This is a genomic window from Comamonas sp. Y33R10-2 (genome assembly GCF_019355935.1).
GTDB lineage: Bacteria > Pseudomonadota > Gammaproteobacteria > Burkholderiales > Burkholderiaceae_C > Comamonas.
On record NZ_CP079925.1, the window covers coordinates 905,498 to 930,980 of the forward strand.

The 25,483-nt window shown below is 56.5% G+C and carries 20 protein-coding genes, 3 tRNA genes and 1 other RNA gene; 13 read left to right on the forward strand and 11 right to left on the reverse strand.

The annotated features are described in order from the left end of the window. Window positions 1-146 precede the first annotated feature (146 nt). The 3 genes from KUF54_RS04085 to KUF54_RS04095 all read left to right on the forward strand — a co-directional run bounded on the left by KUF54_RS04085 (window position 147) and on the right by KUF54_RS04095 (window position 468). A tRNA-Ala gene (locus KUF54_RS04085) sits at window positions 147-222 on the forward strand. Between the two features lie 45 nt (window positions 223-267). After that, window positions 268-343 (forward strand) — tRNA-Glu (locus tag KUF54_RS04090). Between the two features lie 48 nt (window positions 344-391). Next, window positions 392-468: transfer RNA gene (locus tag KUF54_RS04095), tRNA-Asp, on the forward strand. 68 nt (window positions 469-536) lie between these two features. On the opposite strand, the gene KUF54_RS04100 is transcribed toward KUF54_RS04095, so the two are convergent. Then, window positions 537-1,295, reverse strand: coding sequence for a 3-hydroxyacyl-CoA dehydrogenase (locus tag KUF54_RS04100; RefSeq protein ID WP_219345412.1), 759 nt, complete (start codon window positions 1,293-1,295; stop codon window positions 537-539). 260 nt (window positions 1,296-1,555) lie between these two features. Continuing rightward, the gene (locus KUF54_RS04105; protein WP_219345413.1) at window positions 1,556-2,104 is read right to left on the reverse strand and encodes a phasin family protein; all 549 of its coding nucleotides are present in this window, start codon (window positions 2,102-2,104) and stop codon (window positions 1,556-1,558) included. Between the two features lie 391 nt (window positions 2,105-2,495). Here KUF54_RS04105 and KUF54_RS04110 point away from each other — a divergent pair, with 391 nt between their 5' ends. The 6 genes from KUF54_RS04110 (at window position 2,496) to KUF54_RS04135 (ending at window position 10,129) form a co-directional block, all read left to right on the forward strand. Next, a complete protein-coding gene (locus tag KUF54_RS04110; protein WP_219345414.1) occupies window positions 2,496-2,990 on the forward strand; it encodes a thioesterase family protein in 495 nt (164 codons plus the stop codon). Window positions 2,991-3,203: 213 nt separating this feature from the next. After that, window positions 3,204-4,451 (forward strand): nicotinate phosphoribosyltransferase, encoded by a 1,248-nt coding sequence (gene pncB / locus KUF54_RS04115; protein ID WP_219345415.1) that lies wholly within the window; start codon window positions 3,204-3,206, stop codon window positions 4,449-4,451. Window positions 4,452-4,619: 168 nt separating this feature from the next. Then, complete coding sequence (locus tag KUF54_RS04120; RefSeq protein ID WP_255576417.1) at window positions 4,620-5,963, forward strand: sodium:proton antiporter; 1,344 nt, start codon at window positions 4,620-4,622, stop codon at window positions 5,961-5,963. A gap of 158 nt (window positions 5,964-6,121) precedes the next feature. Next, window positions 6,122-7,114 (forward strand): D-glycerate dehydrogenase, encoded by a 993-nt coding sequence (locus KUF54_RS04125; protein WP_219345417.1) that lies wholly within the window; start codon window positions 6,122-6,124, stop codon window positions 7,112-7,114. Window positions 7,115-7,232: 118 nt separating this feature from the next. Next, window positions 7,233-8,942, forward strand: coding sequence for a DNA recombination protein RmuC (gene rmuC, locus KUF54_RS04130; protein ID WP_219346263.1), 1,710 nt, complete (start codon window positions 7,233-7,235; stop codon window positions 8,940-8,942). Next, window positions 8,939-10,129: an MFS transporter gene (locus KUF54_RS04135; protein WP_219345418.1), complete on the forward strand. Its 1,191-nt coding sequence runs from the start codon at window positions 8,939-8,941 to the stop codon at window positions 10,127-10,129. The genes rmuC and KUF54_RS04135 overlap by 4 nt, the downstream gene beginning before the upstream one ends. A 64-nt stretch (window positions 10,130-10,193) precedes the next feature. Here the strand turns inward: KUF54_RS04135 and lapB are convergent, their stop codons facing one another. The 9 genes from lapB to gyrA all read right to left on the reverse strand — a co-directional run bounded on the left by lapB (window position 10,194) and on the right by gyrA (window position 22,457). Continuing rightward, window positions 10,194-11,351 carry a lipopolysaccharide assembly protein LapB gene (gene lapB, locus KUF54_RS04140; RefSeq protein WP_219345419.1) on the reverse strand — a complete coding sequence of 386 codons (1,158 nt, stop codon included), beginning with the start codon at window positions 11,349-11,351 and terminating at the stop codon, window positions 10,194-10,196. Beyond that, window positions 11,341-11,664: a lipopolysaccharide assembly LapA domain-containing protein gene (locus KUF54_RS04145; protein ID WP_219345420.1), complete on the reverse strand. Its 324-nt coding sequence runs from the start codon at window positions 11,662-11,664 to the stop codon at window positions 11,341-11,343. The genes lapB and KUF54_RS04145 overlap by 11 nt, the downstream gene beginning before the upstream one ends. A gap of 131 nt (window positions 11,665-11,795) precedes the next feature. Beyond that, window positions 11,796-12,116: an integration host factor subunit beta gene (locus KUF54_RS04150; protein WP_219345421.1), complete on the reverse strand. Its 321-nt coding sequence runs from the start codon at window positions 12,114-12,116 to the stop codon at window positions 11,796-11,798. A gap of 106 nt (window positions 12,117-12,222) precedes the next feature. Beyond that, window positions 12,223-13,908 carry a 30S ribosomal protein S1 gene (gene rpsA, locus KUF54_RS04155; protein WP_219345422.1) on the reverse strand — a complete coding sequence of 562 codons (1,686 nt, stop codon included), beginning with the start codon at window positions 13,906-13,908 and terminating at the stop codon, window positions 12,223-12,225. Window positions 13,909-14,091: 183 nt separating this feature from the next. After that, window positions 14,092-16,173, reverse strand: coding sequence for a bifunctional 3-phosphoshikimate 1-carboxyvinyltransferase/cytidylate kinase (locus KUF54_RS04160; RefSeq protein WP_219345423.1), 2,082 nt, complete (start codon window positions 16,171-16,173; stop codon window positions 14,092-14,094). 87 nt (window positions 16,174-16,260) lie between these two features. Beyond that, a complete protein-coding gene (locus KUF54_RS04165) occupies window positions 16,261-17,163 on the reverse strand; it encodes a prephenate dehydrogenase/arogenate dehydrogenase family protein (protein ID WP_219346264.1) in 903 nt (300 codons plus the stop codon). Between the two features lie 29 nt (window positions 17,164-17,192). Next, window positions 17,193-18,293: a prephenate dehydratase gene (gene pheA, locus KUF54_RS04170; protein WP_219345424.1), complete on the reverse strand. Its 1,101-nt coding sequence runs from the start codon at window positions 18,291-18,293 to the stop codon at window positions 17,193-17,195. A 147-nt stretch (window positions 18,294-18,440) separates the two neighbouring features. Next, window positions 18,441-19,550: a 3-phosphoserine/phosphohydroxythreonine transaminase gene (gene serC, locus KUF54_RS04175; RefSeq protein WP_219345425.1), complete on the reverse strand. Its 1,110-nt coding sequence runs from the start codon at window positions 19,548-19,550 to the stop codon at window positions 18,441-18,443. A 150-nt stretch (window positions 19,551-19,700) separates the two neighbouring features. Continuing rightward, complete coding sequence (gene gyrA / locus KUF54_RS04180) at window positions 19,701-22,457, reverse strand: DNA gyrase subunit A (protein ID WP_219345426.1); 2,757 nt, start codon at window positions 22,455-22,457, stop codon at window positions 19,701-19,703. A gap of 229 nt (window positions 22,458-22,686) precedes the next feature. On the opposite strand from gyrA, the gene ompA reads away from it, so the two are divergent. The 4 genes from ompA to ssrA all read left to right on the forward strand — a co-directional run bounded on the left by ompA (window position 22,687) and on the right by ssrA (window position 25,187). Next, the gene (gene ompA, locus KUF54_RS04185; RefSeq protein ID WP_219345427.1) at window positions 22,687-23,331 is read left to right on the forward strand and encodes an outer membrane protein OmpA; all 645 of its coding nucleotides are present in this window, start codon (window positions 22,687-22,689) and stop codon (window positions 23,329-23,331) included. Between the two features lie 82 nt (window positions 23,332-23,413). Further along, the gene (gene ubiG, locus KUF54_RS04190; RefSeq protein ID WP_219345428.1) at window positions 23,414-24,127 is read left to right on the forward strand and encodes a bifunctional 2-polyprenyl-6-hydroxyphenol methylase/3-demethylubiquinol 3-O-methyltransferase UbiG; all 714 of its coding nucleotides are present in this window, start codon (window positions 23,414-23,416) and stop codon (window positions 24,125-24,127) included. Between the two features lie 5 nt (window positions 24,128-24,132). Beyond that, entirely contained in the window at window positions 24,133-24,792 is a 660-nt protein-coding gene (locus KUF54_RS04195) for an HAD-IA family hydrolase (RefSeq protein WP_219346265.1), read from the forward strand. An 18-nt stretch (window positions 24,793-24,810) separates the two neighbouring features. Further along, window positions 24,811-25,187: a transfer-messenger RNA gene (gene ssrA / locus KUF54_RS04200) on the forward strand. The last annotated feature ends 296 nt before the right edge of the window (window positions 25,188-25,483 follow it).

A 25,483-nucleotide genomic window follows, 5' to 3' on the forward strand; every position in this document is an offset into this window, starting at 1 on the left:
GCCTGAGCGCTCAACTTGAAAAGGGATGCTAGTGGCATCCCTTTTTTCATACTTGCGATAAATTTTTGAGCGTTTACCCTAGATGGATGAAAAGCCTGTGCTACAATTTTTTCATTGCAGCAGAGAAGCTTTGTTTCGCTGTTTCAGGGGGTATAGCTCAGCTGGGAGAGCGCTTGCATGGCATGCAAGAGGTCATCGGTTCGATCCCGTTTACCTCCACCAAGAAGTTATTGACGGCTGATTGAGAAATCAGATCGTTCTAGGATTGACCTTATCGTCTAGAGGCCTAGGACACTACCCTTTCACGGTAGGTACCGGGGTTCGAATCCCCGTAGGGTCGCCAAGTTTGAAGCGCTGGTAGCTATTGAATAAATAGCGAAGCTTCCTGCCAGGAGTGGTAGTTCAGTTGGTTAGAATACCGGCCTGTCACGCCGGGGGTCGCGGGTTCGAGTCCCGTCCACTCCGCCAGTTTTAAAAAACCGCAATCAAGCAATTGATTGCGGTTTTTTTATGTCTGAAAAAATGAGGTGCAGGATTTATTTGGGCGCAAGGCGAATAGCGCCATCCAAGCGAATGACCTCGCCATTCAACATGTCGTTTTCAAGAATGTGCTTGACTAGCTTGGCGTAATCTTCTGGTTTGCCCAAGCGGCTAGGGAAGGGCACGCTGGCCGCTAACGCGTCTTGTACTTCTTGCGGCATGGTGAACAGCATGGGTGTGCCAAAGATGCCAGGGGCAATCGTCATATTGCGAATACCGCTGCGTGCGAGGTCGCGGGCAATGGGCAAAGTCATGCCAACCACGCCACCTTTGGATGCCGCATAGGCCGCTTGCCCAATCTGGCCGTCGTAAGCAGCAACGCTGGCGGTAGAAATGAGCACGCCGCGCTCGCCAGTGGCTTCGGGCTCATTTCGGCTCATAGCATCAGCGGCTAGACGAATCATGTTGAAGCTGCCAACCAAGTTGACCATGATGGTTTTGGTGTAGCTGGCAAGGTTGTGCGGCCCGTTCTTACCCACCGTTTTTTCAGCAGGTGCAATGCCTGCGCAATTGATGAGGCCGGCCAATTTGCCAAGGCTGGTGGCTTTTTCTACGACGGCTTGGCCATCCGCTTCGCTGCTGACATCGCAGCGCAGATAAGCGCCGCCGATTTCACGAGCCACATTCTCGCCGCGCTCTGTATTCATATCGGCAATGACAACTTTACCGCCGTTGGTGGCCAGCATGCGCGCTGTTCCTTCGCCCAAGCCGGATGCGCCGCCGGTGACGATAAATACGCGATCCTGAATTTGCATGAACTGCCCCTTGTGACTGCTTTGATGTTTACGTATACGTTAACGTCAATTATGCAAAAGAGCTTGAAGAATTCGAACTGCGGAAAGCGCGCATAAAAAAAAGCCCAATCGGTAAAGACTGGGCTTTGAAGGGATCCATGAAACCGGGGTTTCAGGAGGATCCAAGGAGACAACTTGTGCGGATCAGGCTTGCTGATCTGACATGCTGGCAATTATAGGGTAAACCCTCTATCTTTGCCAGCTATGCCAATAACTATGTTTTAGCGCTTGACTGCGACTGTCGACTTGACGGCTTCAGTGGCTGTCTTGGAGGCAGCGGTGAAGTTGGCTTCAGCCATATCCGAAGCTTGCTTGACAGCTTTTTGTACGGACTCGAAAGCGTTGTTAGCAGCAGAGACGGCGCTCTTGACCAGTGCCACAGCAGACTCGGAGCCTGCGGGGGCGTTTTGAGTCGTGGTTTCCAGCAGGGAGTTGAAGCTCTTGCGGGCTTCGTTGGACTGGGCTTCCAGAGCCTTGTTGAATTCGCTGGCAGTGCTGCTGGCGATGTCATACAGGTGGCGGTTGTAGGAAGCAGTCTTTTCAGCCAGAGGCTGCAGAATGCTGGTTTGCAGAGTCAGCAAAGACTGAGCATCTTTGACGTTCAGGATGGCTTGCGAGTGCTGAGCGGCTTCGCTCAGAGCTGCACGGGAAGCAGTAACATTCAGTTCCACCAGCTTTTCCACGCCTTCGAAAGCTTTGCTCGTCAGGCCGAACAGGGTTTCGAGCTGGGCTTTTTGTGTGCTCAGGATTTGGTCAGGGGTCAGGGACATAGTAATTCTCCAAAATTACGAAACGAACAAAGGGATCGGACCGGAGTAAACGTCTGCTCTGACATGATCGCTAGTGGTGAACTAGTTATATGTTGCAGTGCAGCATGGATGTATTGTGAAAGAGAATTCCGTGCAGTGCAAGTATTAATTGTTGCGTTGCAGCAAATAAATATAAGACTTTTTATTATTCGTAAGTCTTTGATTTGTTTGATCTTTTTTGTGTCAGGTAAATGACTTAAAAATCTTTGATAGGTTTACGTTCTATCCATAAGGGGTTTACCAAATCCCTTAATAGGGGCTTAAAAAGATACTGTTTGAGTTCAATTTATTTAAAACAAGGCAGTGTCACCGTAGTGCTGGCGGGCTTGAATGAGATTTGCACAATGGCTCAATGACAGCACCACAAACAGCCGCCAAACCCGAGCGCTCCTTGCCACAGGCGCGTGACTACTACCCCATTTTTCGAGCCATCAGCACTCGCTGGTCAGACAACGATGTCTATGGGCATATCAACAACGTCATCTACTACAGCTGGTTTGATACGGCGGTGAATGCTTATTTGATAGAGCAGGGCGCGCTGGATATTCATGCGGGGCAAACGATTGGGCTAGTGGTTGAGACCCACTGCAATTACTTTGCCTCGCTAGCTTTTCCGCAGCAGGTCGATGCAGGCATTCGCGTGGCGCATATTGGAAGCTCCAGCGTGCGTTACGAGGTGGGACTGTTTGCGCAGGGCGAGGATCAACCTGCAGCCGCCGGTCACTTTGTGCATGTGTATGTGGACAGAGTTACGCGCCGACCTGTGCCGCTGCCTGCTGCTTTACGCGCCTCATTACAGCCTTTGCAAAGTAAAGAGCTAGGTCATGTAGAAGAAATTGATAGCTAATAGTCCTTTCATACAAACGACCTAGAGCTGTTTTTTCTTAAATTTGGCAAAGACGACACTAAGTTTCGGTAAAGCCAGAGCGGTTATGCGTTTGAGCGGGGGGCAGAGTGTGGAATCGCCTACACTCGAACACCTTTGTTGAGGCTGGCGCAGCACGTATTTGGGGCCAGCCTTGTTCTATGACTGAACGGACCGTTAGGCCCACCGTCGTCCATGATCATCACCAGCTTGCTAGATACCGACCTGTACAAATTCACGATGATGCAGGTGGTGCTGCATCAGTTTCCGGGCTCACAGGTGGAATACCGCTTTAAGTGCCGTAACCCCGGCGTGCAATTGGCGCCCTTCGTCAATGAAATCCGTGAAGAAATTCGCTCGCTGTGCAAGCTGCGCTTTCAGGATTCGGAGCTGGCGTATTTAAGTTCGCTGCGCTTTATCAAAAGTGACTTTGTGGACTTTTTGAGTCTGTTTCAGCTCAACGACAAATACATCACCGTCACAGCGCTGCCCAGTGGCGAGATTGATATCAGCATCAAAGGTCCGTGGCTGCACACCATTCTTTTTGAGATTCCGGTGTTGGCTATCGTCAACGAGGTGTACTTCCGCAACACCCAGCCTGTGCCCAACTTTTTGGAGGGGCGCAAACGCCTTGATGAAAAAATTGCGCTGATGCAAGGCGATGGGCTGGAGACGCTGAAAATTGCGGACTACGGAACGCGCCGCCGCTTCTCTAGAGCTTGGCACGAAGAAGTGTTGCGTGTACTGTGCGCAAAACTGGGGCATGCCGGCTCGCGCAGCGCTGGCTCGCGCAGTGAGCAAGGGCAGTTGGCCGGCACCAGCAATGTGCTGTATGCCATGAAGCTGGGCTTGATTCCGCTGGGTACGCTGGCCCATGAATATTTACAGGCCTGCCAGTCGCTAGGCCCGCGTTTGCGCGATAGCCAGATTTTTGGCTTTGAGTCTTGGGCGCGCGAATATCGCGGCGACCTAGGGATTGCGCTGTCAGATGTCTATGGCATGTCGGCCTTTTTGCGCGACTTCGACTTGTATTTTTGCAAGCTGTTTGATGGCGCACGCCATGACAGCGGCGATCCGTTTGACTGGGGCGAGCGCTTGATTGCGCATTACAAGGCCAACAAGATTGATCCGCTGAGTAAGGTGCTGATCTTTAGCGATGGGCTGACCGTGCCCAAGACCATTGAGCTTTTTAAGCGCTTCAATGGTCGCTGCCAACTGGCTTTTGGTATTGGCACTAATTTGACCAATGACCTGGGCAGCCCGCCCGAGCATGTGCCGCTGCAGATCGTGATCAAGATGACGCGCTGCAATGGTCAGCCTGTGGCCAAACTCTCGGACACGCCGGGTAAAAGCATGTGTGATGACGAGAAATATTTGGCGTATCTGCGCCAAGTATTCAGCATTGAAGCGCCTGAGGCGGCGCGGCCGATACCGCAGGCTTGAAGTTATTAAGAAATGATGAGCGCTCATGAGTAGCTCATGGCAGGACAGCTCAAGGAGGGTAGATATTTGAACCGCACATTTTGGGTAAATGCCGCGAAGGCCGCCACGGCAGGGTCGCTGACTGTGGCCGCAGGCGCAGCGCAGGCGGCAGAGGTGGATGGCGCGGCCATGTCTATGGCATGGGGCATTCCATTTGTGGGCATGCTGTTGTCGATTGCGCTCTTGCCGTTGATGGCGCCCCATTTCTGGCATCAGCACTTTGGCAAAGTCACGGCAGGCTGGGCATTGGCTTTTTTGCTGCCTTTTGCGCTGGTCTATGGCATGGGTGCAGCTGGGGTGAACTTGGTGCACGCTTTGCTGGCCGAGTATTTGCCCTTTGTGATTTTGCTCACGGCGCTCTACACCGTGGCAGGCGGCATTTATGTACGCGGCAACCTGCGTGGATCGCCGGGCTTGAACACTGGCATTTTGGCAATGGGCGCGGTGCTGGCCAGCTTTATGGGCACTACGGGCGCATCCATGCTGCTGATTCGCCCTTTGCTGCGGGCCAATGACAACCGCCGCCATCAAGCGCATGTGGTGGTGTTTTTTATCTTCATCGTCTCCAACGCCGGCGGCGCGCTCACGCCGCTGGGCGATCCGCCGCTGTTTCTGGGTTTTTTGAAGGGCATCGATTTCTTTTGGACGGTGCGCCATCTTTGGCAGCCCATGCTGTTCCTCACGCTGGCGCTGCTGGCCATCTTCTACGTGATTGATCACAAGTTGATGGGTGAAAAAGGCGAGGCTGACTTGCCAGACCCGACCCCCAGCGTAGACGTGACCGGTGCGCAAAGCCGTATCGGCTTTGAAGGCAATGTGAATTTTGCGCTGCTGGGTGTGGTGGTGGTGCTGGTGTTAATCAGCGGCATGTGGCGCACCCCTGTGGGCTTTGATATTGCGGGCACCCATGTGGGTCTACCCGGTTTGCTGCGCGATGTGGGGCTGATTGTTGTGGCTTTGCTGTCCCTCAAACTCACGCCGGCTCGTGTGCATCAAGCCAATGACTTTGGCTGGGGCCCTATGCAGGAAGTGGCCAAGCTGTTTGCCGGTATTTTCCTGACCATCATCCCCGTCATCGCCATGCTCAAGGCCGGTGTAGATGGTCCGTTTGGTGCGGTGGTGCGTGCGGTGACCAATGGGGATGGAACGCCCAACCCCGCGATGTACTTTTGGGCTACCGGCCTGCTGTCATCGTTTTTGGATAACGCGCCGACTTATTTGGTGTTTTTTAACACCGCAGGAGGTGACCCTGCGCACTTGATGACGGATATGGCGCTGACTCTGGCGGCCATCTCGGCTGGTGCGGTGTTTATGGGAGCCAATACTTACATCGGCAACGCGCCCAACCTCATGGTCAAAGCGATTGCCGAAGACCGCGGTGTAAAGATGCCGGGCTTCTTTGGCTACATGCTCTGGTCGGTAGGCATCTTGGTGCCGCTGCTGGTGGTGATGACTTTGATCTGGTTTAGGTAACTGGCTTCCTCTGAGCGGCTTTGCCGCTTCCCCCTGAGGGGGATGAGACCATCGCTGCGGGGCAGCCCTTCCTCGGTGTCTCTGAGGTGGGGCGTGCTTGTTTAAGCTGATGCTTTTCTCAAAATACACGCCGAAATAGATCTAAAGGAGACAACGCGATGAGTAGCAAGCCCTGTATCTTGATTGCCCGAGCCATTTCACCCGAGGTGGTTGAGCTGTTGAAGCAGCACTTTGAGGTGCAAGCCAATCAGGATGATGTGGTCTGGTCGCCTGACCAGTTAGCGCAGCAGCTGCAAGGCAAGGATGGGATGCTGACCACAGGCTCGCAGCGCATTGATGCAGCGTTGCTGGCGGCATGCCCACAGCTCAAAATCGTGGCCAATATGGCCGTGGGCTATAACAACTTTGATGTGCCCGCCATGACGGCCGCTGGCGTGCAGGGCACGAATGCGCCCGACGTGCTGACTGAAACCACGGCGGACTTTGGCTTTGCGTTGCTAATGGCGACGGCTAGGCGCATTACCGAGAGCGAGCATTACCTGCGTGCTGGTTTGTGGAAAGACTGGCGCTATGACTTGTTTGCAGGCGCCGAGGTGCATGGCACCACGCTGGGCATTCTGGGCATGGGCCGTATCGGTCAAGCCATTGCGCGCCGCGCAGCCTATGGTTTTGGTATGAAAGTTATTTACCACAACCGCTCCCGCCTTGATGCAGCGATGGAGGCCGAATGCAAAGCCGCTTATGTGAGCAAGCCAGAGCTGCTGCAGCGCGCTGACCATTTGATGCTGGTGTTGCCCTACACCCCTGAAAACCACCACACCATTGGCGCAGCTGAAATTGCGCAGATGAAGCCAACTGCCACCCTCATCAATATTGCGCGCGGCGGCATTGTGGATGATGCGGCTTTGGCGCAGGCGCTGCGTGACAAGCGCATTGCAGCGGCGGGGCTGGATGTGTTTGAGGGCGAGCCCGCTGTTCACCCCGATTTGCTCACCGTGCCCAACGTGGTGCTGACTCCGCATATCGCCAGCGCCACCAAGGGCACGCGCTTGGCCATGGCCGGCTTGGCTGCTGACAACCTCGTTTCATTTTTTGCGGGCAAAGGGGCATTGAGCCCTGTCAACCAGTTGGGTGGAGCCGGTCTGCACTAGCCGTGTTGTCAGTTTGATCAGGCGTAAAAATCAAGGTAAATAATGCCTCTAGTCCTTATTTAATAAGGACTGGTAGCTATTAAATAAAGAGTAAGAAAGGCTTGGTAAAGCTGTGATGATGTGGTGGCTTGGGTTGGCGGCGGTGGCCGTGTTGATTGTGGTTTTGCTTTTGCTACTGCTGTGGCGTTTGCAAGGCTTGCGCCAGCTGTCTGAGCTTGCCTTGGGGCCAGAGCCGATGCGCTTGCAGGCTCAGCTGCTGCAAGGCTTGCATGCGCTGGATGTGCGCTTGCAGCAGCTAGAGCGCAGCAGCCAGAGCACGCAACTAACAGTGGCCAAAAGCGATGGCGCGCTAGACCGTGTGACCCAGCATGTCCAGACCCAGCTAGGCCAGACTCAGCAAGATGCACTGGCAGCAAGGCGTGAGCAGGCGACGGCGCTTGCCGCCTTTCGCCAAGAGGTGAGCCAGTTGGTGCAGCGCCTGACGGCCGACAGTCAGCAAGCTCGCACGGCATTGGCGCAAAGTAGCGCCGAGCAAACAGCCCATGTGCAGCAGCGCTTTGAAGCGCTGGCCGAAACCACGCGCGGCACGCTGGACTCTCTCAAGGGCGATATTCAGCAACAACTCACCCACATGAGCACCAATATGGGCGCTGCGCTGAAAGATCAGCTGGGCAGCAATGGCGAGCAATTGCGCCACCAATTTGCCGTGCTGCAAGACGCGGTGAGCCAGCAGCTAGGCGCTTTGACGCAGGGCCAGCAAACCTCGGCAGAGCAGCTGCGCGGCACGCTCAATGAGCGGCTTGCCACTATCCAGCACGATAACGCCACCAAGCTCGAAGAGATGCGCCGCACGGTGGATGAAAAGCTGCACGCCACGCTGGAGCAGCGACTGGGCGAGTCATTCAAGCAAGTCAGCGACCGGCTCGAGCAGGTTCACAAAGGCTTGGGCGAGATGCAGACGCTGGCCGGCAGCGTAGGTGACCTCAAACGTGTGATGACCAATGTGAAGTCACGCGGCACTTGGGGCGAGATGCAGCTGGGCAACATCATCGACAACGTGCTCACGCCTGATCAATACGCCAAGAACGTCAAGACCGTTCCGGGCAGCGATGAGCTGGTGGAGTTTGCGATTCGCCTGCCGGGTCGCAATGACGAGCAGCCGGTGTGGCTGCCTATGGATGCCAAATACCCGGTGGAGCATTACCAGCGCCTGCAGGATGCGCAGGATGGCGCTGACCGTGTGGCGATTCTTGCTGCTGGTAATGCGTTTGAGACTTCGATTCGTGCCGAGGCCAAAAAGATTGCCAGCAAGTACATCGCCCCGCCATTCACCACAGACTTTGCCGTGATGTATCTGCCCACTGAAGGCTTGTTTGCCGAAGTGCTGCGCCGCCCTGGTTTGGTCGAGGCATTGCAAAACGACAGCCGCATCGTCGTCACCGGCCCAGCCAATTTGGCAGCCATGCTCAACAGTTTGCAGATGGGCTTTAAGACGCTGGCGATTGAAAAGCGATCGTCTGAAGTTTGGGGGGTGCTGGCTCAGGTCAAGACCGAGTTTGGAAAATTTGGCGATGTGGTGGATGCAGCCCGTAAATCCATTGATGCAGCAGCGCGCAAATTCGATCAAGTAGGAGTGCGCACGCGTGCCATTCAGCGGCAGCTGCGCGATGTTCAGGCCCTGCCAGATAGTGAGCTGGAAGTGAGTAGGCAGGACGTGAGTGGGCAAGAAGATGGTGAGACGCAAAATGGTGGCCTGCAAGAGGGCGCCCCGCAGTTGCTCAATCCAGCGCCGAACAAAGATCAGGTCGGTCACGAGGACGACGAATGAACGCAGCCTTGCTGCGCCTGATCTTGGCGCAAGTGTGCATTCACGGAAGTATGACGGGCATGCGTATGGCCACGCCGCTGCTGGCGCTCAAAGAAGGCTATAGCGCGGCGGCAGTGGGTATGCTGCTGGCGCTGTTTGCATTAACGCAGGTGTTTTTGTCTTTGCCGGCGGGCCGCTATGCAGACCGCCACGGGCTCAAGCGTCCGCTCATCATTAGCGTGGTGGCGGCCAGCCTTGGGGCAGGGCTTGCCGCAGCGCTCCCCACCTATCCAGTGATGTGCCTGAGCGCGCTGCTGACGGGTGGAGCTTCGGGCACGGCCTTGATTGCTTTGCAGCGACATGTGGGCCGCATGGCGCACAACACAGATGAGTTGCGCAAAGTCTTTAGTTGGTTGGCCATTGGCCCAGCCTTCTCTAATTTTCTGGGGCCGTTTGCGGCGGGCTTGCTGATCGACTATGCGGGTGGTGAAGCCGCAAGCGAGACGGGTTTTAGAGCAGCCTTTTTGCTGCTGGCCTTGATGCCACTGGCGGCATGGCTTTGGGCGCGTACGGTGCAAGAGCAACCGTCGAAAGAGGCGGCCCACACCGATAAAAAAGCGACTGCGTGGGACTTGGTGCAAAACCGCGGATTTAGGCGTTTGCTGCTGCTGAACTGGGCGCTGTCATCGTGCTGGGATGTGCATACCTTTGTGGTGCCAATTTTGGGGCACGAGCGCGGTCTGCCTGCATCGGTTATAGGCACTATCTTGGGTGCATTCGCCATCGCCGCTGCGGTCATTCGCATGCTTGTGCCCATCGTCACGCGCCATCTGGCGGAGTGGCAGGTGGTTCTGAGCGCCATGGCGGCGGCTTGTGCGCTGTTTATCCTCTACCCCTTCATGCCCGGTGCATGGAGTATGGGCGCATGCTCGGTGGTGCTTGGCTTGGTGCTGGGCTCTGTGCAGCCCATGGTGATGAGCATGATTCACCAGATCACGCCTGCGCACCGGCATGGTGAGGCTTTAGGGCTGCGCATGATGGCGATTAACGGCTCTAGCGTTGTGATGCCTATTTTGTTTGGCTCGCTAGGCGCTGTGGTGGGTGTCTCAGCCCTTTTTTGGGCTGTTGGCGTCGTGGTTGGCGCATCAACAAGGCTGCCTTGGCTGATTGGGCGTGAGGACATGCCTAATGATTGGCAGCAGCATTAGCCCTGCAGCCCCATAAAAATAGCGCCTTAGGATTAACTAAGGCGCTATTTTTTTATGACGTTTTTTAGAGCTCTTCTACGCGGCGAGCTGGGTAGCTGTCCCAGCTCTGGCAGCCGGGGCAGTGCCAGAAATGGGTGCGAGCCTCAAAGCCGCAGGCCGCACAGCGGTAGCGGGTCAAAGGCTTGGTTGCGTGATTAAGGGCTTTTTGGACCGTGGCGTGATATTGCTCTTCACTCAGTACTTCACTTTCAAGCCATTGCGCTGCAGCCACCAAAGAAGACTCACGCTCCAAGTGCTTGACCAGGCGCAGGCGGCCGGGTGCATCAGGCTGGCTGCTTTTTTTGTCCAAAGCCACCAAGGCTTGCAGCAAGTCAAGCGATGGCGCTTGCTCATAGTGCTTAAGCAGCAGGGTGCGTGCTTGCTCTACCTCTGACGTGGCTTCGGCGACCTCAACTATCAAGCTGGCGGCCAAAGGCAGGGCAGCAGGGCTGTTCTGCGCCATGGCCTGCAGACTAATCAATGCTTGTGCAGACTGGCCTTGGCGGTGTTGCAGCTGGGCCAGCTCAAGCCGTGGGCGAGGCGCTTGTGGTGCGGTTTCAAGTGCTTGTTGCAGCTGTGAAAATGCCTTGTCGAGCTGCCCGTTGGCGACTTGCGCTTGCGCGTCTTCGCACAAATAGTGGGCCAACCGTGTGCTGAAGTCGCCCTGGCCGGCGGCTTGCATCTTGCGCACGATGGCAGCGGCCTGCGCCCAGTCGCGTGAGCGTTCGTAAATAGCCAGCAGGGAAAGGCGCGCTTCGCCTTCGTACTGCGTGCCTTCTAGGCGGCTGAGAGCTTCTTCGGCGCGATCTAACAAACCGGCTTTGAGAAAGTCTTGCGCCAGAGCATGCTGGGCACGCTCGCGGTCGGGGCGCGAGAGGTCGGCGCGACTTAAAAGGTGCTCGTGAACCCGAACAGCGCGGTTGTACTCGCCGCGGCGGCGAAACAGGTTACCCAGTGCAAAGTGCAGCTCGGTGGTGTCGGGGTCGTTTTGCACGGCTTCGATAAAGGCATCAATGGCTTTGTCTTGCTGCTCATTGAGCAAAAAGTTCAGGCCCTTGAAGTACGCCTTGGGCGCTTGACGGTTGTCGGCACGCACTTGGCGCAAATCCCAGCGAGAAGCCAGCCAGCCCAGCACAAAGGCTACGGGCAGGCCCAGCAAAATCCAAGTCAGATTAAATTCCATGAACGTCGCTTGGAGAAAGGGTTGAAGAAGAGCTCTGCTCTGCGCCTGCAGGTGTTGGGGGCGCGCTGGTGGTGGTCTGTTGGGTTGCCTGAGCTTCGCGGGCCGCCGCGCGGTGCTTGAGCCAGCGCGGCACCATGCCGAGCACGCCCACAAACAAACCCAGCGTAAACGCCGTCAACACCACCAGTACCAGCGGAGCAGTCCAAGCCGTGCCAAAGAAAAAATGCACGGTGCTGTCTTGCTGGTTGTTCAGTGCGAACGCAAACAGAGTGAAAAAAATGGCTGCCTTGAGCAGCCACAGCAGGTATTTCATGCTTCCCCTTGTGCCTCTTGTGTGACGGGGAGATTTTAGGCCAGCCTGTGTGTAGGCTGGTCATTAGCGTAAAGAGTTAAGCGAGTTAGGCGTAAAAGACGCCTGATACCTTAGGCCTTGGGCCTCGAGAATTACGCCGTTGGCTGTTGTGCAGCTGTTGTGTCGCCGGTCTTCAAGTTGTCTACGGCCTCGCGCAGGGCTTTACCTGGTTTGAAGTGAGGAACACGCTTGGAGGGGACTTGCACGGATTCGCCGGAGCGCGGATTGCGGCCGATGCGGGGCTGGCGGTGATTAATGGCAAAGCTGCCAAAACCGCGAATTTCAATGCGCTGACCGCGCACTAAAGCATCACTGACGGCATCCAGAATGGTTTTGACGGCCTGCTCGGCATCACGTTGGTTGAGTTGGCCAAATTGGGCGGCAAGTTCTTCTACGAGATCGGATCGGGTCATCGGACTGCTGAAACTAGGTTGAAAACAACAACGGGCGCACAGGGCGCCCGTTGTCTTTGACGCTTAGCGGTCGATCAGGCGAGCTGACCGACCAGCTGAGACAAGATTACTTGTTGTCTGCGTCCAGCTTGGCGCGCAGCAGAGCGCCCAGGCTGGTGGTACCAGCGTTTTCCTTGGAGGACTGCACCGACAGAGAAGCCATAGCTGTCTGCTGTTCAGCGTGATCCTTTTGCTTGATCGACAGTTGGATGTTGCGGCTCTTGCGATCCACGTTCACCACTACTGCAGTCACTTCGTCGCCTTCCTTCAGCACGGAGCGAGCATCTTCCACGCGGTCCACCGAGATTTCGGAGGCACGCAGGTAGCCGATGATCTCTTCGCCCAGGTCGATTTCAGCGCCCTTAGCGTCCACAGTCTTGACCTTACCGGTCACGATCTGGCCCTTGTCGTTCACGGTTGTGAACGTGGTGAAGGGATCGCTGTCCAGCTGCTTGATGCCCAGGGAGATGCGCTCGCGCTCAACGTCCACAGCCAACACGATAGCTTCGACTTCTTGGCCCTTCTTGTAGTTACGAACAGCGGCTTCGCCGGTTTCGTTCCAAGACAGGTCAGACAGGTGCACCAGGCCGTCGATACCGGCAGCCAGACCCACGAACACGCCGAAGTCGGTGATGGACTTGATAGGGCCCTTCACGCGGTCGCCGCGCTTGGTGTTCTGAGCGAAATCTTGCCAAGGGTTAGCCTTGCACTGCTTCATGCCCAGGGAGATGCGACGCTTGTCTTCGTCGATTTCCAGAACCATGACTTCGACTTCGTCGCCCAGGGACACGAGCTTGGTAGGAGCAATGTTCTTGTTGGTCCAGTCCATTTCGGAAACGTGCACCAGGCCTTCAATGCCGGGTTCCAGTTCCACGAATGCGCCGTAGTCAGCAATGTTGGTGACCTTACCGAACAGGCGAGTAGCCGATGGGTAGCGGCGAGCAACGCCCATCCAAGGATCATCACCCATTTGCTTCAGACCCAGAGACACGCGGTTCTTTTCGGTGTCGAACTTCAGGATCTTGGCCATGATTTCTTGACCAGCTGTCACCACTTCGGATGGGTGACGCACGCGACGCCATGCCATGTCAGTGATGTGCAGCAGGCCGTCGATACCGCCCAGGTCCACGAACGCACCGTATTCGGTGATGTTCTTCACAACGCCTTGAACAATGGAGCCTTCCTTCAGGGTTTCCATCAGCTTGGCGCGTTCTTCGCCCATGGAAGCTTCCACCACAGCGCGGCGCGACAGCACCACGTTGTTGCGCTTGCGATCCAGCTTGATGACCTTGAATTCCAGGGTCTTGTTTTCGTAAGGAGTCAGGTCCTTGATGGGACGTGTGTCGATCAGCGAACCGGGCAGGAATGCGCGGATGCCGTTGACCAGAACGGTCAGGCCGCCCTTGACCTTGCCGGAAGTAGTACCGGTCACGAATTCGCCGGACTCCAGCGCCTTTTCCAGGGACAACCACGAAGCCAAACGCTTAGCGGTGTCGCGGGACAGGATGGTGTCGCCGTAGCCGTTTTCGATGGAGCCGATGGCCACGGAAACGAAGTCACCCACTTGGACTTCAACTTCGCCCTGGTCGTTCTTGAACTCGTCGAGGGGCACGTAGGCTTCCGACTTCAGGCCAGCATTCACCACCACGAAGTTGTGCTCAACGCGAACAACTTCAGCAGTGATAACTTCGCCGGGACGCATTTCGGTGCGTGTCAACGACTCTTCAAAAAGGGCGGCAAAAGATTCAGACATTTATTTCCTTGACCGCAAACAGGTTTCCGTCAGCACTATTGCCAAACGTTTTTAAGGCTGAATGCGGGGGTGCGGGTTTTTAAAGCCCACGGGTTAAAGGTTAACAACCTTGCTGCTGACTTTGCGATCTGCAGAGCCTGACACCAAGGGCAACTTGTTAGCTGTGAGGCTGAGTCTGATAAATCAAGCTCGGCCAAACGGCTGACGTTCTTGCCACCACGAAAGCACTTGGGCAACCACTTGATCAATGGTCATCTCAGAGCTGTCGAGCTGCAAAGAATCTTCGGCTGGCTTGAGTGGCGCAGTGCTGCGATTCATATCGCGCGCGTCGCGTGCTTCAAGGTCTGCCAAAAGGGTGGATATATTAGCTGAAATCCCTTTGGAAATCAATTGTTTATGGCGCCGCTCTGCGCGGCACTGGGCAGAAGCCCATAAATAGACCTTCAGCGGCGCATGGGGAAAGATCACCGTACCCATGTCGCGGCCATCGGCAACCAAGCCGGGGAGCTGCTGAAATGACAGTTGCAGGTTGACCAGTGCACTGCGCACCGCAGGCAGGGCAGAGACGCGCGAGGCATTCATGCCGGCTGCTTCGCTGCGAATGGCCAGACTGATGTCTTCATCGCCTAGCCACACGCGTTGCTGCGCGTCAAAGCGCACGGGCATTTCCATGGCCATTTCGGCAATGGTTTCTTCGTTGGAGTCGTCAAGCGCAAGGCCTGCGCGCGACGCGGCAAGGCCTGTGATACGGTAGAGCGCGCCCGAGTCCAGCAAGCCGTAGCCCAGCGCTTTGGCGACTTCGGCCGCAATCGTGCCCTTGCCTGAGGCCGTGGGGCCATCAATGCAGATCACGGGAATGCGGCTACGCTCGTAGTGTTGCGCGTGTGCGAGCGCGTGCTCATGCTCTGCCTCGTCGTCTGTCTTGCAAACGCTAAACAGTGCCTCAAAGTAGTCAGGGAAGGTTTTGGCCACGCACTTGGGGTCTTCAATGCGCACCGGCAGCTTGGCGGGGTTGAAGGCGGCCAGCGAAAAACACATGGCGACGCGGTGGTCGTCATAGGTGTGGATGCTGGCTGCTTTCCACGTGGACTTCTCGGTAGGAGGCGTGATGCGGATGTAGTCCGCACCTTCTTCAACCGTGGCGCCCAGCTTGCGCAGCTCAGTGGCCATGGCGGCGATGCGGTCGGTTTCCTTCACGCGCCAGCTGGCGATGTTGCGCAGCGTGGTCGTGCCGTGGGCGTACAAAGCCATCACGCCCAGCGTCATGGCGGCGTCGGGGATGTGGTTGCAGTCCAGGTCGATGGCCTTGAGAGGCCAGCTGCCGCGAGATACCTGCAGCCAGTTGGGGCCGCTTTCGACCTGTGCACCCATGGCTTGGGCGGCTTCGATAAAGCGGATATCGCCCTGAATCGAATCTTTGCCAACACCCAGAATTTTGATGCTTTGCTGCTCTGCAGTGTCCGTGGCAATTGCACCAAGTGCTATAAAATAGCTAGCAGACGAAGCATCGGCTTCAACATGAATGTTGCCGGGCGACTGGTAGCTGCTGCCTGCGGGGATCACAAAGCGCTGCCAGTTGTCGTTTTTCACCGTAATACCAAAGCGGGCCAGCAGCTCAAGCGTGATGTGGATGTAGGGCTTGGAGATCAGCTCGCCCACTACTTCGATGGTGATGTCACGGCCTTTGGCCAGCAGAGGCAGGGCCATGAGCAGCGAAGTCAGAAACTGGCTGGAGACATCGCCGCGCACCTTGATAGATTCGCGGCTTAGCTGGCTGAAGTCGGGCTGGCCGATTTTGAGAGGTGGAAAGCCCTCGTCCTTCAAGTAATCGATTTGGCAGCCCAGTTGGCGCAGTGCATCGACTAAATCACCAATCGGGCGCTCATACATGCGCGCTACGCCCGTCATCTCGAATTGGCCGCCGAGCACAGACAGCGCTGCCGTCAGCGGGCGCATGGCGGTGCCAGCGTTACCCAGAAACAGCGTTGCCGCGGTGCCTGCGGGCAATTGGCCGCCAATACCGGTCACTTCAATCGCTTGGCCCGGAGTAACTGCGTCTGGCGTGATGCGGCAGCCCAGCTGCTTGAGTGCGGCGAGCATGACCTGCGTGTCGTCAGAGTCCAGCAGGTCGTGGATGGTGGTCGTGCCTTGGCTCAGCGCGGCCAGCAGCAGCACGCGGTTGGAGATGCTTTTGGAGCCGGGCAGGCTGACTGTGCCGTGGGCAGAGTCCAGCGCGGGGATATCCAAAAAGTCGGTATTAAACATGGCGATCCATCAAGGTCGTAAATTTGCTCTGAAATTTGTAGCTGCTAGTCCTTATTTATAAAGGACTAGAGGTTAAGCACACTGGTTTCAGAGGGCTGGGTCGCGCTTGGTGCCCATCTTCCAGTGGGCGCGGGCAGCGCTGGCCAGCGTGAGGCGGTCTTGCAGGCCTTGTGCGTCTTGAGCTTGCATCAAGCCTTCGAGTTGCTCCAGTGCTTGGCGGAACTGGCGTGATTGATTGAGCACCTGCTCGCGATTGGCTAGCAGTACATCGCGCCACAGCTTGGGGTCCCCTGCGCCGATGCGGGTGAAGTCGCGAAAACCGGGGCCGGCCAGGGACAGAACTTCGTCGGCCTTGGGCTGGCTGATCACGCTTTGCATCATGGCAAACGCCAGCAAATGGGGCAGGTGGCTGACGGTGGCCAGCGCGCTGTCATGCGCCTCTGGCGACATGGCTTGTACATGGCTGCCAAGGGCCTGCCACAGCGCTTGGGCTCGGTTGAGGTGGGCGGTGAGCGTGCGTTCTGTGGGGGTCAGAATGACCTGCGCGTTTTTGTAGAGATTGACGTCTGCGTGCTCCACGCCGGCCACTTCCTTGCCAGTAATGGGGTGGGCAGGCACAAAGCTGCCGACCTGATCGCGCAGCGCCGCGCGTGCGGCTTGCACCACATCGACTTTGGTGGAGCCCACATCCATGATCATCATCTTGGGGGTGACCAGATGTTTGATGGACTTGAGAGTGGATTCTGTCGCCGCCACGGGTACGGCCAGCAGCACCAGATCGGCGCCCGATGCGGCTAGCAGGGCCGAAGGCGCTTCCACATCAATGACGCCCATTTGGCGGGCTCGCTCGGTGGTGGAGGGCGATTTGCTGTAACCCACCACGCGCTTGACCAGACCCGCTTTTTTGAGCGCCAGTGCAAACGAGCCGCCCATGAGGCCGCAGCCAATCAAGCCCAGTTGCTCAAAAGGCTGCATTTTTGGCGTTGCCATCATCTGTGCTGACATTGCTTGCGCTGTCATTACTTGCTCACTGGGTAGGTGCCCAGCACTTTGTAGAAGGCGCATAGCGATTGCAGCTCTTGCAGCGCGGCAGCCACGTGGGCTTGTTCGGGGTGGCCTTCTACGTCGATGTAGAAGTAATACTCCCACTGACCTGTGCGGGCGGGGCGCGACTCAAAGCGGGTCATGGATACACCGTGCTTTTTGAGCGGTACTAGTAGGTCATGCACAGCGCCTGCGGTGTTGGGCACGGAGACGATGAGACTGGTGCAGTCAGCGCCGCTAGGTGCAGCAGTTGCCAGCGTGTGCGGCAGGCAAATGACGGCAAAGCGCGTGCGGTTGTACGCATCGTCTTGAATGGCGTGGCTCACGATATGCAGGCCAAACTGCTGGGCAGCACGCTCGCTGGCAATGCCTACCCAATTGGGGTTCAGGGCGGCCAGACGGGCGCCTTCGGCATTGCTTTCCACCGGGCGGCGCTCGGCATGGGGCAGGTGCTTGGACAGCCAGCCCTGGCACTGGGCCAGAGCCTGCGGGTGGGCGGCCACGACATCAATGCCATCCAGCGAATTGCTGGTGCGCATCAGGTTGTGGCGAATTAGCATGCTGACCTCGCCCACCACATGGCAGGGGGTGTGCAAGAACATGTCCAGCGAGCGCGTCACCACGCCTTCGTTGGAGTTTTCCATGCCGATGACGCCGTACTGGGCGCTGCCAGCGGCAGTGGCGTGAAAGACTTCTTCAAAGGTGTTGCAGTACATCAAGTCGGCAGCGCCGCCGAAGTACTGAATGGCCGCTTCTTCGCAGAAGGTGCCAGCAGGGCCGAGTACGGCCACGCGCTGAGGCGATTCCAGTGCCAAACAAGCCGACATGATTTCGCGCCAAATGGCGGCTACATGCGCGCTTTTCAGGGGGCCGGGGTTGTTGTTCTTGATCTTCTCAATGACCTGAGCCACGCGGTCAGGGCGGAAGAAAGAGGTGCCTTCATGCTTTTTGAGATCACCCACTTGCTCGGCCACTTGGGCGCGCTGATTGACCAGGTCCAGCAACTGGCGGTCCAGCGAGTCGATCTGGTTGCGTAGCGTCAGCAGCTCGGGGCTGGCTTGGGGTTCTTGGCTCATGGGTTCCTCTGATTTTTGTAGCTGCTAGTCCTCGTCCTATAAGGCTTTCAGAATCAAATGGCTCTGAAAGCCTTTATTTGTATGGACTGCTAGCTCATTTTGTATTGATCTACGTTCTATGCCTGCGGTCTCTGCGTGCTGTCGGCTTTAGGCTTGACGCTGCTCAAAGTCCTGCATATAGGCGACCAGTGCCTGCACGCCTTCAATAGGCATGGCGTTGTAAACGCTGGCGCGCATGCCGCCCACCGATTTGTGGCCCTTGAGCTGTAGCAAGCCAGCTGCTTTGGCTCCGGCCAAGAAGGCGTCGTTGCGCGATTCATCGTTCAAAAAGAACGGAATGTTCATGCGCGAGCGGCAGTTCTCAGCGACCTTGTTCACGTAAAACGAGGACTGGTCCACAAAGTCGTAGAACAGTTTGGCCTTGGCGATGTTGCGCGCTTCGATGGCGGCAACGCCGCTTAAGCCGGCTTCGGTCTGGTTTTTGAGCCATTTAAAAGTCAGGCCCGCCATGTAAATGCCCCAAGTTGGTGGGGTGTTGAACATGCTGCCGTTGTCGGCCACTGTTTTGTAATCAAAAGCGCTGGGGCAGATGGGCAGGGCGTGGCCCAGCAAGTCTTCGCGCACGATGACGATGGTCAGGCCAGCCGGGCCAATGTTCTTTTGCGCGCCGCCAAAGGCCAAGCCGACACGGCTCCAGTCAATGGAGCGCGATGCAACGTGCGAGGAAAAGTCGATGACCAGCGGGGCGTCTGAGCCCAGCGCTTTCAAGTCGGGCAACTCGTGAAATTCAACGCCGTGAATCGTCTCGTTGCTGCAAATGTGTACGTAGCTTGCGCCGCGGCTCAGGTTCCAGCTGCTGGCAGCGGGCAAGGTGGTGTAGTTGCTGTCTTTGCCGGTGGCGATGACATTGGCTTCGCTGACGTACTTGACGGCTTCCTTGGCCGATTTTTGGCTCCAGCTGCCGGTCACCACAAAATCGGTCACGCCAGCGCGCGACAAGTTCATGGGCACGATGGCGTTTTCAGCCAAGCCGCCGCCTTGCATGAACAAGATTTTGAAATGGGCGGGCACGGCCAGCAATTCGCGCAGATCGGCCTCTGCGGCTTCGTAAATGCTGATGAACTCTTTGCCGCGGTGGCTCATTTCCATCACGCCCATGCCAGAGCCGTGCCAGTCCAGCATTTCGGCGGCTGCGGTTTGCAGCACTTCTTCAGGGATAGCGGCGGGGCCTGCGGAGAAGTTATAGGGGCGGTTCATCAGATTTACGCTTAAAACATGTGAAAGCGCTCATCTAGCTTGCGCTTTCAGCTATCAAAAACATTGCGCCACGGCCTGCAGTGCAGGCGCGTGGCGGCTTTTAGGTCAACGACTTAAGGGGCTTTGAGTCATTCAAAAGACTCAAGCCATTTAAGCGGCGTCGCCGGGCTCACCAGATTCACGGGACTCGTTAGAGTCATCAGCTGCACCATCTGTCGATGGATTGGCTTGGGCTGCTTGGGCGCTGTTGTCAGCGTCGTTTGCACCGTTTTCAGCACTGGCATCGCTTTCAACAATGGCATCGTTTTCCACAATGCGTTGCAGGCCGATGAGCTTGGCGCCGGCATCCAAGTTGATCAGCGTCACACCCTGTGTGGCGCGGCCCAGTTCGCGGATCTCCGCAACGCGGGTACGCACCAGCACGCCGGTGTCGGTGATCAGCATGATTTCGTCTTCAGGCGCGACCAAGGTGGCAGCAACCACCTTGCCGTTGCGCTCGGACTGCTGAATTGCAATCATGCCCTTGGTGCCACGGCCGTGACGCGTGTATTCGCTGATTGCAGTGCGCTTGCCGTAGCCGTTTTCGGTGGCTGTCAACACGCTTTGCGAACCTGCTGCCACGTTGCCTGTGCCGTCATCGGCTTCGGCTACCAGCATGGCGATGACGTTTTGCGTCTCATCAATGTTCATGCCGCGCACACCGCGGGCATTGCGGCCCATGGGGCGCACATCGTTTTCATCAAAACGCACGGCCTTGCCGCCGTCGCTAAACAGCATCACATCGTGCTTGCCGTCGGTCAGTGCTGCGCCAATCAGGAAATCGCCCTCATCCAAGCCCACGGCAATAATGCCGGCCTTGCGCGGGTTGCTGAACTCGGTCAGCGCCGTCTTCTTGACGGTGCCCATGCTGGTGGCCATGAAGACGTAATGATCTTCAGGGAAGGTGCGGTTCTCACCGGTCAGCGGCAACACCACGTTGATCTTCTCGCCGTCTTGCAGCGGGAACATGTTGACGATGGGGCGACCGCGTGAGCCGCGCGAGCCCGATGGTACTTCCCAGACCTTGAGCCAGTACATGCGCCCGCGGTTGGAGAAGCACAGCAGATAGTCATGCGTGTTGGCGATGAAGAGCTGGTCGATCCAGTCGTCTTCCTTGGTTGCCGTAGCCAGCTTGCCGCGTCCGCCGCGCTTTTGGGCGCGGTATTCGGAGAGTGGCTGGCTCTTGATGTAGCCGGTGTGCGAGAGCGTTACCACCATGTCGGTGGGCGTAATCAGGTCTTCGGTAGACAGGTCTTGCGCGCTGTACTCGACCGTGCTGCGGCGCTCGCCCTTCTTGGTCTGGCCGAACTCAGCCTTAACGGTTGTCAGCTCTTCACCAATGATGGTGGAGACGCGCTCGGGTTTGGCCAGGATATCCAGCAGGTCTTCGATGACCGACATGATGTCCTTGTACTCAACCACGATCTTGTCTTGCTCAAGGCCAGTCAAGCGCTGCAGACGCATCTGCAAAATTTCTTGCGCTTGGGTCTCAGACAAGCGATACAGGCCATTGCCTTGCATGCCGAATTCGACTTCCAGACCTTCGGGGCGGTAGTCGTCGGCATTGATCACGCCGCCATCGGTGCGCGTGCGGGTGAGCATCTCGCGCACCAGCTTGCTGTCCCACGACTTTTCCATCAGCGCAGCCTTGGCCACGGGTGGCGTGGGGGCGTTGCGGATGATGGCGATGAAGTCGTCAATATTGGCCAAAGCAACGGCCAGACCTTCAAGCACATGGCCGCGGTCGCGGGCCTTGCGCAGCTCAAACACCGTGCGGCGTGTCACGACTTCGCGGCGGTGCTGCAGGAATACTTCGATCAAGTCCTTCAGGTTGCACAGCTTGGGCTGACCGTTGATCAGCGCCACCATGTTCATGCCGAAGGTGTCTTGCAGCTGAGTGAGTTTGTAGAGGTTGTTGAGCACAACTTCAGGCACTTCACCACGCTTTAACTCAATCACCAAGCGCATGCCGGACTTGTCCGACTCGTCTTGAATGTGGCTGATGCCTTCAATTTTCTTCTCGTGCACCAACTCGGCCATGCGCTCTTGAAGTGTCTTTTTGTTGACCTGATAGGGCAACTCATCAACGATGATGGACTGGCGCTGACCCTTGTCGATGTCTTCAAAGTGCACCTTGGCGCGCATCACGACACGGCCACGACCTGTGCGGTAGCCTTCTTTGACGCCGTTGATGCCGTAGATGATGCCGCCTGTTGGGAAGTCGGGCGCGGGCACGATTTCCATCAGGTCATCAATGCTGGCTTCAGGGTTCTGTAGCAGGTGCAGGCAGGCGTCCACGACCTCATTGAGGTTATGCGGCGCAATATTTGTCGCCATACCCACAGCAATGCCCGATGAACCATTGACCAGCAAATTGGGCAAGCGGCTTGGCAGCACCAGAGGCTCGCTTTCAGAGCCGTCGTAGTTGGGGCCAAAGTCGACGGTTTCCTTGTCGATGTCACCCAGCATTTCATGGGCGATTTTCGACAGGCGGATTTCCGTGTATCGCATGGCAGCGGCGCTATCGCCGTCCACCGAGCCGAAGTTACCCTGTCCATCCACCAGCATGTGGCGCAAAGAGAAGTCTTGGGCCATACGCACGATGGTGTCGTAGACCGCGCTGTCGCCGTGAGGGTGGTACTTACCAATCACGTCGCCGACGATACGCGCTGACTTTTTATAAGGACGGTTCCAGTCGTTGTTGAGTTCGTGCATGGCGTACAAAACGCGGCGGTGCACGGGCTTGAGGCCGTCGCGCGCATCAGGAAGCGCCCGGCCAACGATCACGCTCATGGCGTAATCGAGATAACTGCGTCGCATCTCCTCTTCAAGGCTGATGGGCAGAGTTTCTTTAGCAAACTGGGTCATGTCTAGTGATACTTTGACGGCTGGAAAACATGCATTTTAGGTCTAATGGCGTGTGGCAGCAGAGCAACATAACTTAGTAATTACGCCGCTCTCCTACTTGTTGTAGCTTAGTTGACAACACTCTTGCATGTTACGTATGGCACAATCGTTTCAACGTTTTTGGTGATGGTCACTGATGACGTCCACAGATTCGCAGCCTTGCTGCGGCTTTTTCCCCAAGAGGAGAACCATGAAGAAACTGAACAAAGTGGCGATGCTGTTTGCCTCCGCTGCCCTCGTGACGGCCGCTGGCGCACAAGTTAAGGCTGCTGACGGTGGCAAGACTATCGACAACTGGCAAAACGGCACCAGCGAGCTGGTGTGGAAGAACGGCACAAACGAATTGTGCTGGCGCGATGCCAACTGGACACCTGCTACTGCTGCTGTTGATTGCGACGGCGCACTGAAGGCTCAAGTTGCTGCTCCTGCTGCTCCTGCTGCTGTTGCTCCAGTTGCTCCCGCTCCTGCTGCTATCGCTTCCAAGGTTACTTACTCTGCTGACGCTTTCTTCGACTTCGACAAGTCGGTTCTGAAGCCAGCTGGTAAGACCAAGCTGGACGACCTGACCGGTAAGATCAAGGGCGTCAACCTGGAAGTTATCATCGCCGTGGGTCACACTGACTCCGTGGGCTCCGATGCTTACAACCAGAAGCTGTCGGTGCGTCGCGCTGAAGCTGTGAAGGCTTACTTGGTGTCCAAGGGCATCGAAAAGAGCCGCGTGTACACCGAAGGTAAGGGCGAAAAGCAACCTGTGGCAGACAACAAGACTGCTGCTGGTCGCGCTCAAAACCGTCGCGTGGAAATCGAAGTTGTGGGCACCAAAGCTGCTCAGTAATCTTTGATTGCTACCCAAAAAGCCCCGGTAACGGGGCTTTTTTTATGCCAGATCCATTGCTGTAATCGCGGACAATTGCACCATGAGCAACACTATCAATGCCGATCCCGCAGAACTTGAAAAGTTCTCCAGCTTGGCCCATCGCTGGTGGGATACCGAGAGTGAATTCAAGCCCCTGCATCAAATTAACCCTCTGAGGCTCGACTGGATTAACGCCCAGGCGCCTTTGGCGAATCAGCGAGTGCTGGATGTGGGCTGTGGCGGCGGTATTCTTGCCGACTCCATGGCGCGAAAAGGTGCCAGCGTTGTGGGCATTGATCTGGCAACCAAGGCCTTGCGAGTGGCGCAGTTGCATGCGTTGGAGACATCCACACCGAATATTCAGTACCACGAAGTCAGCGTTGAGCAGCTTGCGCAAGAGCAGCCGGCTAGTTTTGATGTGGTGACCTGCATGGAAATGCTGGAGCATGTGCCTGACCCAGCATCCATCGTTCGTGCCTGCGCGCAGCTGGTAAAGCCCGGCGGCTGGGTGTTTTTCTCCACCATTAATCGCAATGCCAAGGCTTTTGCACTGGCGATTGTGGCTGCGGAGTACATGCTAAAAATGATTCCCAAGGGAACGCATGAGTACGCAAAACTACTGCGTCCCAGTGAACTGGCTCGCTTTGTACGAGAAGCGGGGCTGGATCTTCAGGGGAGCAAGGGGATGGAGCACAACCCCATCTCGGGTCGCTATTGGTTAAGCAATGACACTTCGGTCAATTACATGCTGGCGACTCGCCGCCCGCAGGAGTAATGACAATGTGGACGCATGTGAAAGCGGTGTTGTTCGATTTAGATGGCACATTGATAGATAGCGCGCCAGATTTGGGTGCTGCGGCCGACAAAATGCGCGTCGATCGTGGAATGCCATCATTGTCTTTGGACGCCTACCGCCATATGGCCGGTGCTGGCGCACGCGGAATGCTGGGTATTGCCTTTGGCATGACGCCAGAATCAGAAGGCTTTGCTGAAATGCGAGAAGAATTTTTTCGCAATTACGAGCAATGCATGACTGAGCGGACTTACGCCTTTGATGGTGTGACTGAATTAATACAGTCTTTGGAGGCGGGCCCGCTTTTGTGGGGCATTGTCACCAACAAGTCCATGCGTTTTACTGATCCCTTGACGCGGCAAATGCCTTTGTTCTCCAAAGCTGCAGCAGTGGTGAGCGGAGATACAACAGCCCATGCCAAGCCGCATCCAGAGCCATTATTTGAGGCGGCTCGGCGCATGAACATTCATCCCGAGCATTGCATTTATGTGGGTGACGACGAGCGCGACATTCAGGCTGGCGCTGCAGCAGGTATGAAAACGGTGGCTGCATGCTACGGATACCTAGGCGCAAAGACCGATACAGCGCACTGGGGCGCAGATGCACACATCAAATCTCCACTTGAGCTGTTGAAGTTGCTGGGATAGGGCTAGAATAGCGATTAAGGGGCTGTCCTGGTTTCGACGTGGGTTCGGGACCGGTGCGGTGCATGTCGAGCTTGAGTGACGCTCGTAAATCTCCATTCAAAAAACTAACTGCAAACGACGAACGTTTCGCACTCGCCGCTTAATCCGGTGAGCCTTACAACAGCACGCTAGTGGGCTGGGCAAGGGGGTAGCAATATCTCCAGGCTGTAAGGGAATTTTCATTAGCTGGCTGGGTATCGGGCTTCTTGATACTTGGCGAGATTTTAGGAAGCTGGCTAACCAAGTAGCGTGTGCCTGCGCGGCTTGGGTGGCGAGATTTAAATCAGAGCACTAAACATGTAGATCTGTCCGGCGAAGGCTTGCGGACGCGGGTTCAATTCCCGCCAGCTCCACCATCTACCCATCCAAAGGGATTCAATGAAGTTCATTGAATCCCTTTTTCTTTTGGTAAATCAATGGCTTAGTGTCCGGTGGAGACTAAAGAGATATAGCTCCAGCCTAGGCACCACCGGGGAATACATCGGGGAACAAACCGGGTCACGTACAAATTTCTGGGGATTGTTCCCCGATTTTTCTCGCTTTTCCTGCTTAGATTCCCAGCGATGTGGCCGAAAAAATATAAAAACCTCAACTGCCCGGCGGATAAAAATTGAATCGACCGGTTTCTTGCCGAGTTTTTTACAAAGAGAAG

Coding starts and splice junctions, on each gene's coding strand:
- KUF54_RS04100 (WP_219345412.1), bottom strand. CDS start 1,295: ATGCAAATTCAGGATCGCGTATTTATCGTCACCGGCGGCGCATCCGGC.
- KUF54_RS04105 (WP_219345413.1), bottom strand. CDS start 2,104: ATGTCCCTGACCCCTGACCAAATCCTGAGCACACAAAAAGCCCAGCTC.
- KUF54_RS04110 (WP_219345414.1), top strand. CDS start 2,496: ATGACAGCACCACAAACAGCCGCCAAACCCGAGCGCTCCTTGCCACAG.
- pncB (WP_219345415.1), top strand. CDS start 3,204: ATGATCATCACCAGCTTGCTAGATACCGACCTGTACAAATTCACGATG.
- KUF54_RS04120 (WP_255576417.1), top strand. CDS start 4,620: ATGTCTATGGCATGGGGCATTCCATTTGTGGGCATGCTGTTGTCGATT.
- KUF54_RS04125 (WP_219345417.1), top strand. CDS start 6,122: ATGAGTAGCAAGCCCTGTATCTTGATTGCCCGAGCCATTTCACCCGAG.
- rmuC (WP_219346263.1), top strand. CDS start 7,233: ATGTGGTGGCTTGGGTTGGCGGCGGTGGCCGTGTTGATTGTGGTTTTG.
- KUF54_RS04135 (WP_219345418.1), top strand. CDS start 8,939: ATGAACGCAGCCTTGCTGCGCCTGATCTTGGCGCAAGTGTGCATTCAC.
- lapB (WP_219345419.1), bottom strand. CDS start 11,351: ATGGAATTTAATCTGACTTGGATTTTGCTGGGCCTGCCCGTAGCCTTT.
- KUF54_RS04145 (WP_219345420.1), bottom strand. CDS start 11,664: ATGAAATACCTGCTGTGGCTGCTCAAGGCAGCCATTTTTTTCACTCTG.
- KUF54_RS04150 (WP_219345421.1), bottom strand. CDS start 12,116: ATGACCCGATCCGATCTCGTAGAAGAACTTGCCGCCCAATTTGGCCAA.
- rpsA (WP_219345422.1), bottom strand. CDS start 13,908: ATGTCTGAATCTTTTGCCGCCCTTTTTGAAGAGTCGTTGACACGCACC.
- KUF54_RS04160 (WP_219345423.1), bottom strand. CDS start 16,173: ATGTTTAATACCGACTTTTTGGATATCCCCGCGCTGGACTCTGCCCAC.
- KUF54_RS04165 (WP_219346264.1), bottom strand. CDS start 17,163: ATGGCAACGCCAAAAATGCAGCCTTTTGAGCAACTGGGCTTGATTGGC.
- pheA (WP_219345424.1), bottom strand. CDS start 18,293: ATGAGCCAAGAACCCCAAGCCAGCCCCGAGCTGCTGACGCTACGCAAC.
- serC (WP_219345425.1), bottom strand. CDS start 19,550: ATGAACCGCCCCTATAACTTCTCCGCAGGCCCCGCCGCTATCCCTGAA.
- gyrA (WP_219345426.1), bottom strand. CDS start 22,457: ATGACCCAGTTTGCTAAAGAAACTCTGCCCATCAGCCTTGAAGAGGAG.
- ompA (WP_219345427.1), top strand. CDS start 22,687: ATGAAGAAACTGAACAAAGTGGCGATGCTGTTTGCCTCCGCTGCCCTC.
- ubiG (WP_219345428.1), top strand. CDS start 23,414: ATGAGCAACACTATCAATGCCGATCCCGCAGAACTTGAAAAGTTCTCC.
- KUF54_RS04195 (WP_219346265.1), top strand. CDS start 24,133: ATGTGGACGCATGTGAAAGCGGTGTTGTTCGATTTAGATGGCACATTG.